This is a genomic window from Lachnoanaerobaculum sp. OBRC5-5, from assembly GCF_000296385.1.
GTDB lineage: Bacteria > Bacillota > Clostridia > Lachnospirales > Lachnospiraceae > Lachnoanaerobaculum.
Map to the genome: position 1 here is coordinate 2,398,392 of NZ_JH815185.1, position 17,343 is coordinate 2,415,734.

The window sequence follows — 17,343 nt, forward strand, 5'->3', positions numbered from 1 at the left end:
CTAAGAAAATATTTTTCTAAAGTCATAATTTATCACAATATCAAATTATATGCAAATATAAAAATAAGGTGTGAGTAAGCTACATACACCTTATTCTAAAAAATTATTTAAAAATTTTCTTTAAAACCACACCGCTACCTATCATAGACAGGATAAAAGCGAAAAATACTATCATAATTCTTTCAGACATATCCATAAAGAAGCCCTGTGGCACTATATTTATCAAATTGTCGGTAGCCGGGTCAAGCATCCACAAATCATTGTTAAAAAAGATATGGTGGAATATTATAAAATATTTCTCAAAATCTCCGGAAATAAGAAATACCAAAACTGCGGTTATGGCCAGAGTAATTAAAGTGCCGAATATAAGTACATTTGACAGAAAGCAAAATACTTTACCCCTTAATAATTTTACCGCTATAATGCAAAGAATACTGACCACTATAAGTATATATCGAAGATAAACAGCTCCAACAAAAAGACCTCGTACGTCCTCCATATGCGCAACCTCTCTATCATTAAAGAAAGCCGTGTCGGGGATTCCTGCGATATTTGCCTTTATATCGGAGAGCTTTTCTCTGTCACCTTTTAGATAGCTCATCATATCCTTTGTCACATTCATAAGATCGGACATTGAAATATCCACATAATTTGTTACGGCATATTTCTTATATTCTTTTTCATAAAATGAAAAATCTGAATATGCCGCAATTTCGATGGATGTAACCAGCACGATAAACATCAGTGAAAAGCTTAAAATAATTCCTAAAAAGAATCTAAGTATTTTCATTATGCATCCTTCCAAGACTTTATAACCTTCAACCTGGTGAATTCCTCACGATCCTTTTCTTCCAAAGCATTCGTGATATTCTTTGTGAGATTTTCATAGGTTGGAATAGTGATATTCTTTAAGGCATTGGCTCTTTTTTGAGTCTTTTTAATATTTCTCGCCAGACGATAAGCGGAATTTTCTATCATGGAAAGTCTTACAGTAAGTCTTTTTACTTCATTGAAGCATTCTCTGGCTTTATCAAGTGATTCTCTTGTAGCGTAATAAGCATATGTAGGCTCCATGGGAGAATCATCAAATCTTACAAGAGGTATTTCAGTACCCATTACCGACCTGGTCTTTATCTGTATACTGTCTTCAACAGGCACCGAACCTGCGATATCCGATACGAAGTCGATACCCAATTCGATATTTGCATACATCAGTGCCTTGTAAGCGGCACCAAAGGTAGTATCTATTTGTTTTTGGATTTCCTTAGCCTCATCAATCAATCCCATAAGCTCGCGGATAAGAATATTTCTCTTCTTATCCATCAAGCCATAGCCCTGTCTTGCCAGTGCCAGAGAGTTTTTTGAGGCTATCAAGTTACCCTTTGTCGGGAATGTATTAATATTCATAATTAATCCTCTACTGCAGCAGGAACTATATCACCGTTTGCATCAAGTACTGTCGGCTTATAATACTGATCAAGTACCTTTGTATCTATTCTGTCAAGCTCGCCTCTTGGCATCAGACCGAGAAGTTTCCAACCGATTTCCAAAGTATCAAATATTGTTCTGTTATCATTAACAGACTGACCGATAAACATCTTCTCAAAGGCTCTACCGAATATAAGGTATTGTTTATCTGTATCGGACAATTCATCCTCACCGATAACTGATGCAAGCGCTCTGGCATCACCTACTTTAGAGTAGGAAGAGAAGAGCTGATTTGCCACATCCTGATGGTCCGCTCTTGTAAAGCCTTCACCAATACCGTCCTTCATAAGTCTTGAAAGAGAAGGAAGTACTGAGATAGGAGGATAGATTGACTGACCGTTTAGGTCTCTGTCCAGAACTATCTGGCCCTCGGTTATATATCCTGTAAGATCGGGAATCGGGTGAGTGATATCATCATTCGGCATGGTAAGTATCGGAATCTGTGTAACGGAACCGTTCACACCTTTTACAATACCTGCTCTCTCATATATAGTAGCAAGCTCTGAATAAAGATATCCGGGGAAACCTTTTCTTGAAGGAATCTCACCCTTTGAAGATGAAACCTCACGCATTGCCTCCGCAAAAGAAGTCATATCAGTAAGTATTACAAGTATATGCATGCCCTTTTCAAAAGCAAGATACTCGGCAACGGTAAGAGCCACCTTCGGAGTAATAAGTCTTTCAACCACAGGATCGTTTGCAAGATTGATGAATGTGATAACATGGTCACTAACACCGCTCTCTGCAAATGTTCTCTGGAAGAAATCAGCCACATCATGCTTTACACCCATAGCCGCAAATACAACCGCAAACTTCTCATCATCATTGTTGCTGTCACCCAAAGAAGATTGGCGAACAAGCTGTGCCGCAAGTTCATCATGTGGAAGGCCGTTTCCTGAGAAAATAGGTAACTTCTGACCTCTGATAAGTGTCATAAGTCCGTCGATAGCGGAAATACCGGTTCTGATATAGTTTCTCGGATATTCCCTTGTGACGGGATTTAAAGGTTTTCCGTTTACATCTATGGTCTTTTCCGCCTCTACACTTCCAAGTCCGTCGATAGGTTCTCCGATACCGTTGAAAGTTCTTCCGAACATTGCCTCGGAAACGCCTATTTCCATAGGCTTTCCTGTAAGTTTGGTATGTGTATTTCTAAGTGCCATACCGTCGGTTCCTTCAAAAACCTGTATTACCGCTTTGTCACCGTTTATTTCAATGATTCTGCCAAGACGTCTTTCCTTACCGTTTACGGTCATTTCTACAATCTCATCATAGGCAGCACCCTTGACACCCTCAAGAACTACCAGTGGTCCGTTTATGGAACTAAGTCCAAGGTATTCTATTGACATGTTTTACCTCCTATGCATTCTTTTCAAGTACTTTTTCGTAGAATGTGTCAATATCTTTTTTGTATTGATCCAACATCTCAAGCTTATCATTAGGAACATCATACTTTATGGAAGAAACTTTGTCCCAGATACTGTCCTGATGCAAAACACTCATAGGCATGCCCTGATGAACAAGCGCTTTTGATTTCTGATAGAGATAGAGTATAACATCCATCATTTTGTACTGCTTTATCAGAGGAACACAAGTATCATCCTTGTGGAAGGCGTTTTGCTGAAGGAAACCTACTCTTATAACCTTAGCTATATCAAGTACAAGTTTCTGATCGTCAGGCAAAACATCCGCACCGATAAGTTTTACTATTTCCATCAGAGATGCTTCCTGATTGAGTATATATACAAGCCTGTTTCTGTATTCTACAAAGTTCTTATCTACATGCTCCGCATACCAAGGCGCAAGATCTGTCAGGTATTCCGAATAGCTGTCAAGCCACTGTATAGCAGGGAAATGTCTTGCATATGCAAGTCTCTTATCAAGTCCCCAGAAACAGCGTACAAATCTCTTTGTATTTTGTGTTACAGGCTCAGAGAAATCACCACCCTGTGGAGATACCGCACCGATAATTGATACCGAGCCTTCACTTCCGTTTAAGTTTTGCATCATGCCGGCTCTCTCATAGAATGCTGAAAGTCTGGAAGCCAGATATGCCGGGAAACCTTCCTCGGCAGGCATTTCCTCAAGTCGTCCTGAGATCTCACGAAGAGCCTCAGCCCATCTTGATGTTGAGTCCGCCATGATTGCAACATCATAACCCATATCACGGTAATATTCTGCAAGTGTCAGCCCTGAATAAAGAGATGCCTCTCTGGCGGCAACCGGCATATTTGAAGTGTTTGCGATAAGAGTTGTTCTGTCCATCAAAGGATTGCCGGTCTTAGGATCGATAAGCTCGGAGAACTCCTCAAGAACCTGAGTCATCTCATTTCCACGCTCACCGCAACCGATATAAATAATAATATTTGCATCGGACCATTTTGCAATCTGGTGCTGTGTCATAGTCTTACCTGTACCGAAACCGCCCGGAACAGCTGCAGTACCTCCCTTTGCAAGAGGGAAGAGGGTATCAAGAATTCTCTGACCGGTAATAAGCGGAACGCTTGCCGGGAATCTCTTCTTTATAGGTCTCGGAACACGAATAGGCCAGTGCTGTGTCATGGTGATCGGAATCTCACTGCCGTCTTCAAGCTGTAAAGTGAGAATCTTGTCATTTATCGTATACTCACCGTCTTCAACCACATCCAAAACATAACCCTTAAGGTTTGGAGAGAGCATTACTCTATGTAATATTGCCGGTGTTTCAGGCACCTCGGCAATTATGGTTCCGCCGTCTATAGCCTGTCCCGGTTTTACGGTTATATGTGTTTTCCAAAGTTTCTTTGTATCAAGTGAATCCACACTTACACCTCTGGAAATATAGGTTCCGTCAACCTTTGCTATCTCACTTAAAGGCCTTTCAATACCGTCAAAGATATTGTTAAGGATACCCGGTGCAAGAGTTACGGAAACGGGAGCACCTGTACCTGTTACAATTTCACCGGGCTTAATTCCGCCGGTTTCCTCGTAAACTTCTATGACGGTTGCATCGGAAGTAAGTCCGATCACCTCGCCTACAAGATTTTCTTCTCCTACATATACCATCTCATGCATTTCAAAACCGGAATCATTTGATGTCTTCACTATAGGTCCGTTTATTGCAAATATAATACCTGTAGCTGCCATTATAGTACCTCCATATCTACATCAAATTTTTCCTTTGCTTCTGAAATCTTTTTTTCAAAAGAATTGTCAATCAGAATATTTTTTGCCGGTATAACGGCTCTCATACCGCCATGAAAAGGATATTTACTGATGGCTATATCAATATCATGCTTTACGGAAAGATCATGTGCGAGAGATTCATCATTAGGGTCTATGTATATTTTCACCTCATCATTTCCCGCAAATTTCAATGCTCTTTCAATTTGTGAATCTATCAAAGCTATATATTCGGGAGTTTCCTGATACTTTGCGAGTCTTTCCTCAAGCTGTGCAAAAATCTTTTCCTTGAGCTCGGCAGCCTTTTTGCCAAGCTCCATTCGTAGTTTTATCTGTTCAAGAGCGAGCTCTTTGTTCATCTCTTTGTCAATCCTTGTGGTTTCAGTTTTGACTTCCATATCAGCAAGTCTCGTCTCACTGTTTTGGTAGTCTAAAAAGTCCTTCTCTAAAGCATTTTTATAATCTGAAAGTATTTTTTCAGCGGCGGCAATGGCATCAGCAGTGCAAGCCTCTTTAAAATGCTGTAGTTTTTCTTCTATTGTCAAGATAATACCTACCTTTTTAATCTTAATCTAAAGTTCATTTTGCAAGATTGTAATCATGCAAACTGTTACAGTTTCAAGCCGATAGCCTCATTTACATAGTCTGTAATGAAGTTTTCGGATCTTCCGGTACCATGTCGATCCGGTATATCAATAAAGAGTGGTATATGTGATTCCATCTTATATTTATTTACAAGCTCGGGATAATCCTTTGAAAACTTTTCCGTGAGAAGCACAATGCCGATATCTTTGCTCTTTATAACAAAATCAAGGGCATTTGCAAGTTCATGCTTTTCATGAACCACCACTCCTTCCACCCCTGCAAGCCTCATACCTGTAAGAGTATCCACATTATCACTTATAAGATACATTTTCATAAAATCGCCTTTATAAACGACCAAGAATCATGAATGCAACTACAAGTCCGTAAAGACAAACACCCTCTGCAAGACCTACGAAGATAAGTGACTTACCAAGGATTGAACCGTCCTCACTAATAGCACCAAGTGCTGCTGAAGCTGCTGCAGATACGGCGATACCGCCACCGATACATGCAAGACCTACTGAAAGAGCTGCTGAGAGATATCCTAAACCTGTAGCTGATGAAGCTGCTGTTTCAGAAGCCGCGTAAGCATTTCCAGATAAGAAAAATACGCATGTAATTGCCATAACACCGAAGAACATAACAACATTTCCTGCAAGGGCTTTTTTATAACGACCCTTTGTCTTTTCACCTATCATAAATGCGATATAAGGAACTGCGATACTTAAAATAAGGGCTGCTGCAAGTGTTACTTTTACTAATGTATTCATTTTTTTCTCCTAACTAAAACATAAAAATTATTTACTATGAATAAGGTTTAAATTCTCTTCCGTCTCCTGTATAAAATCTTGAGAACAACTCATAATACTCAAGACGTAATACCTGTATACCTACAATTAAACCTTCCATACCCATTACAAAGATATTACCGAGGACAACAACTATCCAGTTGATATTGCCGCTTTCAACACCTGAAAGCATAAGTACTACTTCCATCATTGCCGCATGGCTGACTGCAAATGCACCCACTCTGACAAAGGAAAGAGAGTTTGAAAAGTAGCTTAAAAGCACTTCAAAAAGCTCAAAGAATCCCTGCAGGATAAACATGCCTACACCTCCTTCGAGATGTATCTTTTTCCTTTCCAATACAGCCGATAAAGGCTCTTTTAAGAAAATTAAAATTAAAGGAAGTACAAACATTATAAACAGCACAATTGCCGCCGGCATATGATTACCTGTCATAAAAAGTATTATGGTAATAAGTGCCGATGCATAAAATACAAGTCCTGCAACACCGTTTGCATCAAATAATGCTTCACCCGGTTCATTAAACCTAAGCTTTGTCAAAATACTTAAGATCATCATAAGTATTATTATGAACATACCCAGAGTTATTGTTACCACAAAGACTGTATTTAAATTTCCGATAACGGGAAGTGCAGTCATTGCTTTTGCAGGTCTTACCCAAATAGGGCTTATTATATCTTCAAATCCGAATATTGAACCGAATAAGAATCCGAATATTGTAGAGAAGAATCCGCATCTGGCAATAATTGCCGCAAGCCTTGATTTCTTCTTATGGGCTATAATACTTCCGAGGATTAAAAGCACAAGACCCTGTCCGACATCTCCGAACATAAAACCGAATAAAACGGAATATGTCAGAGCTATAAGTATTGTAGGATCAAATTCCTTATAATTCGGCAAGCCGTACATTTCAACAAACATTTCATAAGGTTTGAAAAGGGCATTGTTCTTTAACTTTATAGGCGGAGTACTGCTTATTTTTGATAAGTTTCTTTCCGCAAGGCAGAAAGTACTCGGCTCATTTTCAAGTTCTTTTGCCAGTTTTTCGGCATCATCTTTTTTAAGCCATCCGCATATGATATAGAAGACTTTCTTATCTTTTCTGTTATCTCTGGTGGCTGCCGCATACTTTCTGACTTCAAATACCTTGTTGAATCTATAAAGTACCTGATTTGCCAAAAGAAAATCTTCACGGCTGTTTTCAAGTACACTTAGTATCTTATTGTCGATATTAAGTATATTATCCTGTAACTCTTTAATTTTTTCCTGAAGCTTGGCACTTGAATATTCAGGTGTACCATGGTACTCATCAGGCAGGAAAAATCTTTCAAAATGCATTGAAGCATATATAGCGTCTATTTGCTCCGAAATGGCATCCGGTACAAAATACACACCCCAGACCTTATCATCTATTTCTCTTGCCTTGTAAAAAATAGTGTCAATACTTTCATACACAAAAGTCATAAACTTTTCGTAATATTCCGTCGGCATGGAACCGAATCTGAAGTTTACATACTTAAAGTGCAGAATCTTTTCGGTGTCATAATCCAGTCCTATAAAATAGTGGACATTTTTAAGCTTTTCCTCGTATCCCGCAAGTTCCGATTCAAGTTCACTCTTTTTTTGTGATAAAGAATAGACCTTATCTGAAATACTCCGGGTTATTTTGTCGGCCTCCTCGATACTCATGTGACGATTCGTGTGTAAACCGGTATCTTTAAAGTATTCTTTCAGTTCCTGCGATCTTGCCAAGATGTCCTTATAAGGATTGCTTTCATTGAAGGCATGCAATTCTTTGACATTTTTCAGCTCTGAAAGAGCATTTTCCAACTGAAAATCATACTTACTGATATAAGTTTCTATGATTCTGTCAATATCGTCTTTCGGGCCTGTGATATTCAAGAATTCCATTCTCTCAATCATGCGAAAGACCTCCTTGTTTCAAGTTTTAAAATATTAGAGACAATATCTTCCGGAGGAAGCGAATATCTTATGGATTCTATTATCTCTATAACTCTGCTTATCTCAAGTTCCCTGGAATACAGATAGTAGCTGAGGCTTGCCAAAGAATACGGATTATCCTTCTTATGTTTATTATACAGATATTCCAATGTCCTCATATAAAATTCTTCCAGTCCGGGTTTGTACTTGAAAAGCTTTGCAGACAATTTCCCATAGTATGAATTGTCAAATATTACAAAAAACTCATCAAGATTTTGGGCCTCAACCATTTGCTTTATTTCATCTACGCTTATCTTGTAATAATGTGGGATGAGAGTGGCATATACCCTTGTATTACTTACTTTATAATACTTCTTGGTTCTGTATATCCATTGCATATTAAGGAAATCACATCTTGTTCCAAGGATTGAGAGTACTTCTTTGCTTTCATCACCTTTAAGCTCTTTTTGCGCAAATTTGAAGCAAATCTCAAAATAATAAGAGTCAAGAGCAAGTGCATAGTCAAATATATTGGTACTTCCGGTAGACAATACCTGATTTGTACAATCATAATATTCCGTATTTTTCAGTGAATCAACGAATTGTGATACATCTTGTGCAGATATAAGCTCATCGATGTTCAGATTTGTTTTTGTACCCATATACTTGGAATATGATTTTAAATCCAAAGATGTCGGTCTATGACTGAGAATGTCTCGCAGTATACGCTTTAAGACATAGATCGTATTGTACATAGATACTAAATTCAGATATTTTCTTGGAGTACCCGAGTTGAATTTGCAGAGTCTTGAAAACTCTTCCAGACTACTTAACAATAATATTTGCTCGATATCCTCACGATGTAATGTATTGATGTCGACTTTTTTAAATGCATCACGGTAGTATTTATAATGCATAAGCTCATTCATTGCATCAGTGATGGTTTCACATTCACATAATGATTTGAAACCGTCAATACTTATTAAATCACTTGACATCGAACGAATTTTAGTGGTAAGGGAAGAGTATTTAAATAAATTTCCCATGGCTACTCCTTAATCATATTTGAGAATAGCATATCCACATATTTATCATGGTGAGTGTCATACATGTCTTGCAGATTCCTAAAGGCCTTCTCAGACTGTTGTTTGAGTTCTGAAATCTTTTTTTCTTTAGACAAATTCATAGATTTCTGCAACTCGGCAATTCTTGCCTTTGTCTTAGCATCAAGATCTTGCTTCCAAAGCTCTTTCCTGGCGTTAATCTCAGCAGCGATTTCCTTTTTCTTTTGAACGGCATCATCAACGTAAGCTTGAGATGAGTCTTCTATTTCAGAAAGCCTGCTTATTATATCATCCATAAAACCTCCTTAGTAAATAGTATTATGTGATATACCATGTAAGGCAAACCACTCAAATATATTTCAGTCTACTTATGTGGTACATTTAATAGGAAGAAACACATTTGTCTAAATATCATATACCTTTTTTGAAAAAAGTAAAGGGATATATTGCATAAAGAAGATAAAAAAATATAAAGAAATATAAAGCTAAAATTACAAAAAAAATATCATGTATTTTATCGACAAACATAAGTGCACGCTATACGAACAGAGTCTTGAAAAAGATAATAGAATAGTGTATAATTGTGCAGGAAGTAGGCAATATTTAGCAACGGTGCTTGCCTACTATTTTTTGTACAAGCTTTTATTTCTATGTGAAAATATCTAAAAGCATAAAATATTGGCAAAATACTTTAATAACTTATAGAAAAAATAAAAAGTAAAGGAGAGGAAATCGTGTTAAAGTATATTATCAAAAGGTTGATATTCGGAATAGCAACAATATTCATCGTATCAACCTTGACTTTTTTCCTTATGCAGCAAGTTCCGGGTGGACCTTTCGCTGCGGATAAGTCAATTTCAAAAGCGGCTCAAAAAGCATTGGAGGTAAAATATGGCCTTGATAAGCCTATTACAGTGCAGTATATCAATTATTTTAAAAATGCATTGAAAGGTGATTTTGGAATAAGTATAAAGCAAAGGGGAAGAGATGTAGCTCAGATAATATCCACAAAATTTCCTGTTTCTGCCAGAGTAGGTGGAATATCTATAGTCCTTGCATTAATATTCGGAGTGCCTTTGGGTTCCATTGCCGCACTTAACAGAGGAAAGGTACTTGACAGACTTATTATAATGTTTGCAACTTTGGGAATAGCGGTACCGAGTTTCGTTGTTTGTACTATTCTAATGTACTTTTTAGGCGTAAAGCTTGAACTTTTGCCTACATATGGTCTTACATCACCGTTAAACTACATCATGCCGGTACTGGCACTTTCGTTTTATCCTACAGCTTATATTGCAAGACAGATGAGATCTTCAATGCTTGACGTACTTGGACAGGACTATATGAGAACAGCAAGAGCAAAGGGTCTTTCAGAGAATGTTATTTTGTTTAAGCATGCACTCAGAAATGCTATTTTGCCTATCATTACATATATGGGTCCGCTTGTAGCATATACACTTGTAGGAAGCTTTGTTGTAGAGAAGATATTCACCATTCCGGGACTTGGAGGTGAATTTGTAAGTTCTGTTATAAATCAGGACTATACAGTTATCATGGGAACCACCATATTCCTGGCAACTCTTATTATTTTTATGAATGTAGTGGTAGATATTGCATATACTATCGTAGATCCTAGAATAAAACTTAAGTAAAGCCTATAAGAAAGGAGAAGGTTGTCACAAGTATTTTGTGGCATCCCTATATATAATGAGCAAACATATTATTTCAGGGCATTTAAATTTATCGCCTGAAGATTTTTTGCCCGCCAGCAAAGAAGAAAAAGAAAGTCTGGTAGTGATGCGTCAGAGTGTCAGCTTCTGGCAGGACGGATTTCGAAGACTTTTAAAGAATAAAGTGGCACTTGCATCTTTGGCAGTATTTTTTGTCATATTGATACTTGCATTTATAGTGCCGATATTTTACCCATATAACTACGCAATACAGTTAAAGGGTAGTGAGAGACTTATGCCTATGCAGTATTCTGCAGGAGAACTTGCAAGAATTGCCGCAGGAGAAAAGGTATTTCCACATATACTCGGAACTGACAGTCTTGGAAGAGACTATGCCATAAGAGTAATGATGGGAGCCAGAATTTCACTTATAGTAGGACTTTTGGCATCATTTATCGTGCTTATAATCGGTTCGATTTACGGTTCCGTTGCGGCATTTACCGGTGGATGGGTTGACCTTATAATGATGAGAATTGTAGATATAATATATACAGTTCCTGATATATTACTTATAATACTTCTTACATTTGCGCTTAAGAAGCCGATGAAGCTTTTGGCGTCCGCACCGGGATTTGCTTGGATCAATGTTCTGGGTATAAACCTTATAAGTATATTTATAGTTTTTGCCCTTCTTTACTGGGTAGGTATGGCAAGAATTGTCCGTGGACAGATACTTGTATTAAAAGAGCAGGAGTATGTTACAGCTGCAAGAGCGCTTGGTGCAAAGAGCGGTCAGATTATCAGAAAACACTTGCTTACAAATACTATCGGTACATTGATTGTTACAACTACATTGCAAATACCTTCTGCTATCTTTACAGAAAGTTATTTGTCATTTTTGGGACTTGGTGTGGCTGTTCCTATGCCGTCTCTCGGTTCACTTGCTTCCGATGCAATAACAGGATTGCAGTCGTATCCACATCTTTTGTTCGCACCGGCAATACTTATCAGCTTGATAATACTTAGTCTTAACCTTTTGGGAGACGGACTCCGTGATGCATTTGACCCTAAGCTAAAGAATTAAAGGAAGGTAATTATGAGTAAACATCTTGTAGATATAGAACATGAGAGACTTTCCTTCTTTACTCCGGCAGGAGAGGTGAAAGCCTTAGATGATGTTTCCTTCTATGTAAACGAAGGAGAAGTGCTGGGAGTAGTAGGAGAGTCAGGCTCCGGAAAGAGTGTTACAAGCTATTCTCTTATGGGGCTTATAGCAAATCCGGGAAAGATCATAGGTGGAGATTTATACTTCAACGGATATCATATCAATGAAATGAGTGAAAAAGAAATGAGAAAAATCCGTGGAAATGAAGTTTCAATCATTTTCCAGGATCCTATGACAAGCTTGAACCCGGTATATACTATCGGAAACCAGATAATGGAAGTTATACTTCTGCATACAGATAAGAATAAAAAAGAGGCAAGGGAGAGAGCAAGAGAGCTTCTTACTTTGGTAGGTATAAACGAGCCGGATAAGAGACTTAAGCAATATCCTCATGAGCTCTCCGGAGGTATGAGACAGAGAGTTATGATTGCGATGGCGCTTGCCTGCGAGCCTAAGCTTTTGATTGCGGATGAGCCTACAACAGCGCTTGACGTTACTATTCAGGCACAGATTATAGAGCTTATGATTGAGCTTAAAAACAAGCTGGGCATGGCAATTATTATGATTACACATGACCTTGGTGTAGTTGCAAATATTTGTGACAGAATAGCGGTTATGTATGCGGGAAAAATTATAGAGAGCGGTCTTACAGACGATATTTTTTACAATCCTAAGCATGAATATACAAAGGGGCTTTTAAAGAGTATTCCTAAGATGTATGAGGCTGATTATGAAAGACTTGTACCTATTGAAGGTACACCGGTGGATATGCTTAATCCGCCGAAGGGTTGTCCTTTTGCCTCCAGATGTGATTCATGTATGAAGATATGCTTAAGAGAAATGCCGCCTGTTAAGAATTTCAGTGAAACTCATTATTCACAGTGTTGGTTAAATGAGTTGGAAGAAGATAATAATACAGAGGGAGAATCAGTATGTCTGAAAAAATAATTAGAGTTGAACATTTACAACAATTCTTCCCTGTTGGAGGTTTTGGTAAAAATAAAAAATATGTAAGAGCTGTGGATGATGTTTCTTTCCATATTGAAAAGGGAGAAACTCTTGGACTTGTAGGAGAGTCCGGTTGTGGTAAAACTACAACAGGTAGATCTTTACTTAGACTCTATGAGCCTACTGACGGAAGAATAATATACAAAGACCAAGTGCTTTTTGACAGCGGAAAAGTACCTCTTGTAGATGAGAACGGTAACGATATCATCGAAAACGGTGTACCTAAGCTTGGAAAAAAGACTGCGGTAAATATGTATCCTTACAGAAAAAAACTTCAGATAGTTTTCCAGGATCCTTACGCATCACTTGACCCTAGAATGACGGTCGGAGATATTATCGGTGAAGCTATCGATATCAATAAGATTGCGGCTTCAAAACAGGACAGACATGATAAAATCATTGAGGTTTTAAAGACTGTAGGTCTTAACTCCGAGCATGCCAACAGATATCCTCACGAGTTCTCAGGAGGACAGAGACAAAGAGTAGGTATTGCAAGAGCGCTTGTAGTAGATCCCGACTTTATCGTTGCAGATGAGCCTGTATCCGCACTTGACGTTTCCATTCAGGCTCAGGTTGTAAATATGTTTGAGGATTTACAAAAGGAAAGAGGGCTTACCTATCTGTTTATCGCCCATGACCTTTCTATTGTAAATCATATAAGTAACAGAATAGGTGTTATGTATCTTGGAAGAATGGTCGAGCTTGCAGAGTCCGGAGAGATTATATTCAGACCGCTTCATCCATATACAAAGAGTCTTATCTCCGCGATACCTGTAGCAGATCCTAGGGTATCAAGAGAAAGATCGAGAATTGTACTTGAGGGAGAAGTACCTTCACCTCTTAATCCGCCAAGCGGATGCCATTTCAGAACCAGATGTAAATATGCTACAGAGCAGTGTGCAATGGAAGTTCCGAAGTGGAGAGAAGTGGAAAAGGGACATTTTGTAGCCTGCCACAATATTGAGAGGATAAACTAGAAATTAGAACCTGTTGGTTTTGATAAAAATATTTAGGAGGATTTATGAAGAAACAATTGGTTTTAGCTACATTGGTTCTTACCGGTGCACTTGTACTTGCAGGTTGCGGCGGTGGCGGATCAAAGTCGGCTACAAAGTCGGGAGGCAAGATTCTTACTATCGAATTGGGACCGGAAGTGGAATCAATTGACCCTGCACTCAATACAACAAACGACGGAGCAAATTATCTCACATATCTTTTTGCCAACTTGTTAAGAGTTGACAAGGAAGGTAAGGTGGCTCCAAGTTTGGCTGAAAAATATGAAGTAAGCGATGACGGACTTACATGGACATTCCACTTAAGAGACGGATTAAAGTGGTCGGACGGTTCGGATCTTACAGCTAATGACTTCGTATACAGCTGGCAGAGAATGATCGACCCTGAGGTTGCCGCACCATATGCGGAGATAACTCTCGGAATGTTGGAAGGTTATGAGGAGGCTATAGGTTTACCTGATGCCGACGGTAATCCTACAATAGATCCTGATGTTACAAAACTTGGTGTTGAGGCAACCGATGACAAGACTTTGGTAGTTCATATGTCATCACCTACACCTTATTTTGACAAGCTTGCAACATTTCCCGCACTTTCACCTGTAAAAAAGGATGTAGTAGAGGCAAATCCTGACGGATGGACACTTGATCCTAAGACATATATATCTTCAGGTCCGTTCAAGCTTACAGAGTGGAAATCGGGAAGCTATTTAATGCTTGAGAAAAATGAGAATTATTGGAACAAGGATGCCGTAAAGCTTGACAGTATCAAATGTCTCCTTATGCAGGATCAGAACGCCGCATTCAGTGCATATGAGTCGGGAGATGCTTTAATGATTAAGGATATTCCTACACAGGAAATCACAACATTGCAAAAGAGATCCGACTATCACCTTGATCCACAGCTTGGAACATATTTCATCGACTTGAACAATACATTGGATGAGTTTAAGGATGCGAGAGTTCGTCAGGCATTTTCACTTGCACTTGACAGAAAGTATATTTCAGAGACTATTACAGCAGGTACATATACTCCTGCAACAGGTTTTGTAAGTGCCGGTACATCAGACTGGGACGGATCACTTTGGTCAGATAATATTACAGATCCTTCGGTATATATAAATGTTGACGATTTCGCAGGTAACCTTGCAAAGGCTAAAGAGCTTTTGGCTGAGGCGGGACATCCGAACGGCGAAGGACTTCCTACACTTACATATTCAACAAATGATTCAGCTTATCACAAGAAGATTGCCGAGTATTTACAGCAGGCATGGAAAGAGCTTGGAGTTAATGTAGAAGTTAATATAGTTGAGTGGAAGTCATTTACACCACAGAGAAGATCCGGAAACTATCAGATAGCAAGAGACGGTTGGGCAATGGATTATAACGATCCTTCAAATATCCTTCAGCTTACACAGACAGGAAACGGAAACAACAGCTCAAAGTATTCAAATCCTGAGTATGATGCACTCTTAGAGAAAGCCGCTAAAGAGGTGGATCCACAGACAAGATTCGGATATTTCCATCAGGCCGAGGAGATGCTTATGAGAGATATGGGTGTAACACCGCTTCTTTACTACAATGAGATGTATCTTCAGAGCGATAAGGTAAAAGACAGCTATCATACAGCTGACGGTATCTATCACTTCGAGTATGCCGATATTGCAGAATAAAAAATTATTAGAATTTTAGGAGAAGAATTATGAGAAAAAGATTGTTTTTGGCTACACTGACAATTGCTGCAGCAGTAGCACTTTCAGCATGTGGAGGTTCAAAATCCGCAAGTAAGAGCGGAAAGATTCTTACTATCGAGGAAGGACCTGATGTTGAAACAATTGACCCTGCACTTAATCAGTCAGCTGACGGTGCAAACTATATCACAATGATATCAGACAACTTGCTTAGACTTGATAAGGACGGCAAGATAGCCCCAAGCTTGGCTGAAAAATATGAAGTAAGCGATGACGGACTTACTTGGACTTTCCATCTAAGAGACGGGCTTAAGTGGTCAGACGGTTCAAAACTTACAGCTAATGACTTTGTATATAGCTGGCAGAGAATGGTTGACCCTGAGGTTGCCGCACCATATGCAGAGACTGTACTTGGAATGGTAGAGGGGTATGATGAGGCTATCGGTAAGCCTGATGCAGACGGTAATCCTACAATAGATCCAGATATCACAAAGCTTAATGTAGAGGCACCGGATGACAAGACTTTGGTAGTTCATATGTCACATCCTGCACCTTATTTTGACAGACTTGCGGCATTTGCATCACTTTCACCTGTAAAGAAAGATGTAGTAGAGGCAAATCCTGACGGATGGAGTCTTGATCCTAAGACATATATCTCTACAGGTCCTTTCAAGCTTACAGAGTGGAAGCAGGGAAGCTATTTGTTGGTTACAAAGAATGAAAATTACTGGAACAAGGATGCCATAAAGCTTGACGGTATTAAATGTCTCCTTATGCAGGATCAGAATGCCGCTTTCAGCGCATATGAGTCTGGAGATGCATTAATGATTAAGGATTACCCTGTACAGGAGATAACAACAATGCAGAAGAGACCGGATTATAAGTCCAGTCCTAAGCTTGGAATATCATATATCGATATCAACAATGATTTGGATGAGTTTAAGGACCCTAAGGTGAGAGAGGCACTTTCACTTGCACTTGACAGAAAGTATATGGCGGATACTATTACTGCAGGTATAAATTCACCTGCAACAGGCTTTATCCCTGATGGTGTAGTGGATTGGGACGGAAGCGCATGGGCTGACAATATCACAGATAAGTCTGTATACTACGATAATGACAATTTTGATGCAAACCTTGCAAAGGCTAAGGAGCTTTTGAAGGAAGCAGGACATGAGAACGGAGCAGGTCTTCCTGCTATGTCATATACAACAAATGATGCAGGTCTCAACAAGAAGGTTGCAGAGTACTTACAGCAGGCTTGGAAAGAGATTGGAATAAATGTTGAAGTAAATATCGTTGAGTGGAAGTCATTTATACCGCAGAGAAGATCCGGAAACTATCAGATAGCAAGAGACGGATGGGTAATGGACTACAACGATCCTTCAAATCTTCTTGAGTGTGCATACAGCTCAAACGGAAACAACAGCTCAAGATACAAAAACCCTGAGTTTGATGCACTGCTTGATAAGGCTGCAAATGAGTCTGATGCAAAGACAAGATTCGGATATTTTCATCAGGCTGAGGAACTTCTTTTAAAAGATACAGGGGTTATTCCGCTGATGTATCAAAATGAGACATATCTTCAGAGCGATAAGATAAAAGACAGCTTCTATACTTCAGACGGTATTTGGCACTTTGAGTATGCCGATATAGCAGAATAATATATTATATGGAGTCGGAACTTGGTTTCCGGCTCTTTTTTAATGCTCCACATTGGGGATATAGGTAGTGAGACAGCACCTTTAACGG

16 protein-coding genes are annotated in these 17,343 nt (G+C 38.9%); 6 read left to right on the forward strand and 10 right to left on the reverse strand.

Annotation, left to right across the window (positions count from 1 at the left end; all coding sequences use genetic code 11):
• Positions 1 to 103 precede the first annotated feature (103 nt).
• The 10 genes from HMPREF1135_RS11045 to HMPREF1135_RS11090 form a co-directional block, all read right to left on the reverse strand.
• Complete coding sequence (locus HMPREF1135_RS11045; RefSeq protein WP_007595184.1) at positions 104 to 790, reverse strand: TIGR01906 family membrane protein; 687 nt, start codon at positions 788 to 790, stop codon at positions 104 to 106.
• Positions 790 to 1,407: a V-type ATP synthase subunit D gene (locus HMPREF1135_RS11050; RefSeq protein WP_007595186.1), complete on the reverse strand. Its 618-nt coding sequence runs from the start codon at positions 1,405 to 1,407 to the stop codon at positions 790 to 792. Before HMPREF1135_RS11050 ends, HMPREF1135_RS11045 begins: the two co-directional genes overlap by 1 nt.
• 2 nt (positions 1,408 to 1,409) lie before the next feature.
• On the reverse strand, positions 1,410 to 2,837 hold the full coding sequence (locus tag HMPREF1135_RS11055) for a V-type ATP synthase subunit B (RefSeq protein WP_007595188.1): 1,428 nt from the start codon (positions 2,835 to 2,837) through the stop codon (positions 1,410 to 1,412).
• Between the two features lie 10 nt (positions 2,838 to 2,847).
• Positions 2,848 to 4,614 (reverse strand): V-type ATP synthase subunit A, encoded by a 1,767-nt coding sequence (locus HMPREF1135_RS11060; protein ID WP_007595190.1) that lies wholly within the window; start codon positions 4,612 to 4,614, stop codon positions 2,848 to 2,850.
• Positions 4,614 to 5,195, reverse strand: coding sequence for a V-type ATP synthase subunit E (locus tag HMPREF1135_RS11065; protein ID WP_007595192.1), 582 nt, complete (start codon positions 5,193 to 5,195; stop codon positions 4,614 to 4,616). Before HMPREF1135_RS11065 ends, HMPREF1135_RS11060 begins: the two co-directional genes overlap by 1 nt.
• 65 nt (positions 5,196 to 5,260) lie before the next feature.
• Complete coding sequence (locus HMPREF1135_RS11070) at positions 5,261 to 5,569, reverse strand: V-type ATP synthase subunit F (RefSeq protein ID WP_007595194.1); 309 nt, start codon at positions 5,567 to 5,569, stop codon at positions 5,261 to 5,263.
• 10 nt (positions 5,570 to 5,579) lie between these two features.
• Positions 5,580 to 6,005, reverse strand: a complete 426-nt coding sequence (locus HMPREF1135_RS11075; protein ID WP_007595196.1) for an ATP synthase subunit C — start codon at positions 6,003 to 6,005, stop codon at positions 5,580 to 5,582.
• A gap of 34 nt (positions 6,006 to 6,039) precedes the next feature.
• Positions 6,040 to 7,965, reverse strand: a complete 1,926-nt coding sequence (locus tag HMPREF1135_RS11080; RefSeq protein ID WP_007595198.1) for a V-type ATP synthase subunit I — start codon at positions 7,963 to 7,965, stop codon at positions 6,040 to 6,042.
• Positions 7,962 to 9,029 carry a V-type ATPase subunit gene (locus tag HMPREF1135_RS11085; RefSeq protein ID WP_007595199.1) on the reverse strand — a complete coding sequence of 356 codons (1,068 nt, stop codon included), beginning with the start codon at positions 9,027 to 9,029 and terminating at the stop codon, positions 7,962 to 7,964. The genes HMPREF1135_RS11080 and HMPREF1135_RS11085 overlap by 4 nt, the downstream gene beginning before the upstream one ends.
• Before the next feature lie 2 nt (positions 9,030 to 9,031).
• Complete coding sequence (locus HMPREF1135_RS11090) at positions 9,032 to 9,343, reverse strand: hypothetical protein (RefSeq protein ID WP_007595200.1); 312 nt, start codon at positions 9,341 to 9,343, stop codon at positions 9,032 to 9,034.
• Between the two features lie 438 nt (positions 9,344 to 9,781).
• Here HMPREF1135_RS11090 and HMPREF1135_RS11095 point away from each other — a divergent pair, with 438 nt between their 5' ends.
• The 6 genes from HMPREF1135_RS11095 to HMPREF1135_RS11120 are packed head-to-tail and all read left to right on the forward strand — an operon-like array spanning position 9,782 to position 17,255.
• Positions 9,782 to 10,699, forward strand: a complete 918-nt coding sequence (locus tag HMPREF1135_RS11095) for an ABC transporter permease (protein WP_007595201.1) — start codon at positions 9,782 to 9,784, stop codon at positions 10,697 to 10,699.
• A 55-nt stretch (positions 10,700 to 10,754) separates the two neighbouring features.
• Positions 10,755 to 11,801: an ABC transporter permease gene (locus HMPREF1135_RS11100; protein WP_007595202.1), complete on the forward strand. Its 1,047-nt coding sequence runs from the start codon at positions 10,755 to 10,757 to the stop codon at positions 11,799 to 11,801.
• A 12-nt stretch (positions 11,802 to 11,813) separates the two neighbouring features.
• Complete coding sequence (locus HMPREF1135_RS11105) at positions 11,814 to 12,830, forward strand: ABC transporter ATP-binding protein (RefSeq protein ID WP_007595203.1); 1,017 nt, start codon at positions 11,814 to 11,816, stop codon at positions 12,828 to 12,830.
• A complete protein-coding gene (locus HMPREF1135_RS11110) occupies positions 12,815 to 13,867 on the forward strand; it encodes an ABC transporter ATP-binding protein (protein ID WP_007595204.1) in 1,053 nt (350 codons plus the stop codon). The genes HMPREF1135_RS11105 and HMPREF1135_RS11110 overlap by 16 nt, the downstream gene beginning before the upstream one ends.
• A gap of 44 nt (positions 13,868 to 13,911) precedes the next feature.
• Positions 13,912 to 15,573 carry a peptide ABC transporter substrate-binding protein gene (locus tag HMPREF1135_RS11115; protein WP_007595205.1) on the forward strand — a complete coding sequence of 554 codons (1,662 nt, stop codon included), beginning with the start codon at positions 13,912 to 13,914 and terminating at the stop codon, positions 15,571 to 15,573.
• A gap of 29 nt (positions 15,574 to 15,602) precedes the next feature.
• Positions 15,603 to 17,255, forward strand: a complete 1,653-nt coding sequence (locus HMPREF1135_RS11120; protein WP_007595216.1) for a peptide ABC transporter substrate-binding protein — start codon at positions 15,603 to 15,605, stop codon at positions 17,253 to 17,255.
• Positions 17,256 to 17,343: the final 88 nt, after the last annotated feature.

What these genes read in the sequence shown, in the direction of transcription:
- HMPREF1135_RS11085 (WP_007595199.1), bottom strand. Translation starts at nt 9,029, where the DNA reads ATGGGAAATTTATTTAAATACTCTTCCCTTACCACTAAAATTCGTTCG.
- HMPREF1135_RS11100 (WP_007595202.1), top strand. Translation starts at nt 10,755, where the DNA reads ATGAGCAAACATATTATTTCAGGGCATTTAAATTTATCGCCTGAAGAT.
- HMPREF1135_RS11060 (WP_007595190.1), bottom strand. Translation starts at nt 4,614, where the DNA reads ATGGCAGCTACAGGTATTATATTTGCAATAAACGGACCTATAGTGAAG.
- HMPREF1135_RS11080 (WP_007595198.1), bottom strand. Translation starts at nt 7,965, where the DNA reads ATGATTGAGAGAATGGAATTCTTGAATATCACAGGCCCGAAAGACGAT.
- HMPREF1135_RS11075 (WP_007595196.1), bottom strand. Translation starts at nt 6,005, where the DNA reads ATGAATACATTAGTAAAAGTAACACTTGCAGCAGCCCTTATTTTAAGT.
- HMPREF1135_RS11045 (WP_007595184.1), bottom strand. Translation starts at nt 790, where the DNA reads ATGAAAATACTTAGATTCTTTTTAGGAATTATTTTAAGCTTTTCACTG.
- HMPREF1135_RS11055 (WP_007595188.1), bottom strand. Translation starts at nt 2,837, where the DNA reads ATGTCAATAGAATACCTTGGACTTAGTTCCATAAACGGACCACTGGTA.
- HMPREF1135_RS11115 (WP_007595205.1), top strand. Translation starts at nt 13,912, where the DNA reads ATGAAGAAACAATTGGTTTTAGCTACATTGGTTCTTACCGGTGCACTT.
- HMPREF1135_RS11110 (WP_007595204.1), top strand. Translation starts at nt 12,815, where the DNA reads ATGTCTGAAAAAATAATTAGAGTTGAACATTTACAACAATTCTTCCCT.
- HMPREF1135_RS11070 (WP_007595194.1), bottom strand. Translation starts at nt 5,569, where the DNA reads ATGAAAATGTATCTTATAAGTGATAATGTGGATACTCTTACAGGTATG.
- HMPREF1135_RS11120 (WP_007595216.1), top strand. Translation starts at nt 15,603, where the DNA reads ATGAGAAAAAGATTGTTTTTGGCTACACTGACAATTGCTGCAGCAGTA.
- HMPREF1135_RS11050 (WP_007595186.1), bottom strand. Translation starts at nt 1,407, where the DNA reads ATGAATATTAATACATTCCCGACAAAGGGTAACTTGATAGCCTCAAAA.
- HMPREF1135_RS11105 (WP_007595203.1), top strand. Translation starts at nt 11,814, where the DNA reads ATGAGTAAACATCTTGTAGATATAGAACATGAGAGACTTTCCTTCTTT.
- HMPREF1135_RS11090 (WP_007595200.1), bottom strand. Translation starts at nt 9,343, where the DNA reads ATGGATGATATAATAAGCAGGCTTTCTGAAATAGAAGACTCATCTCAA.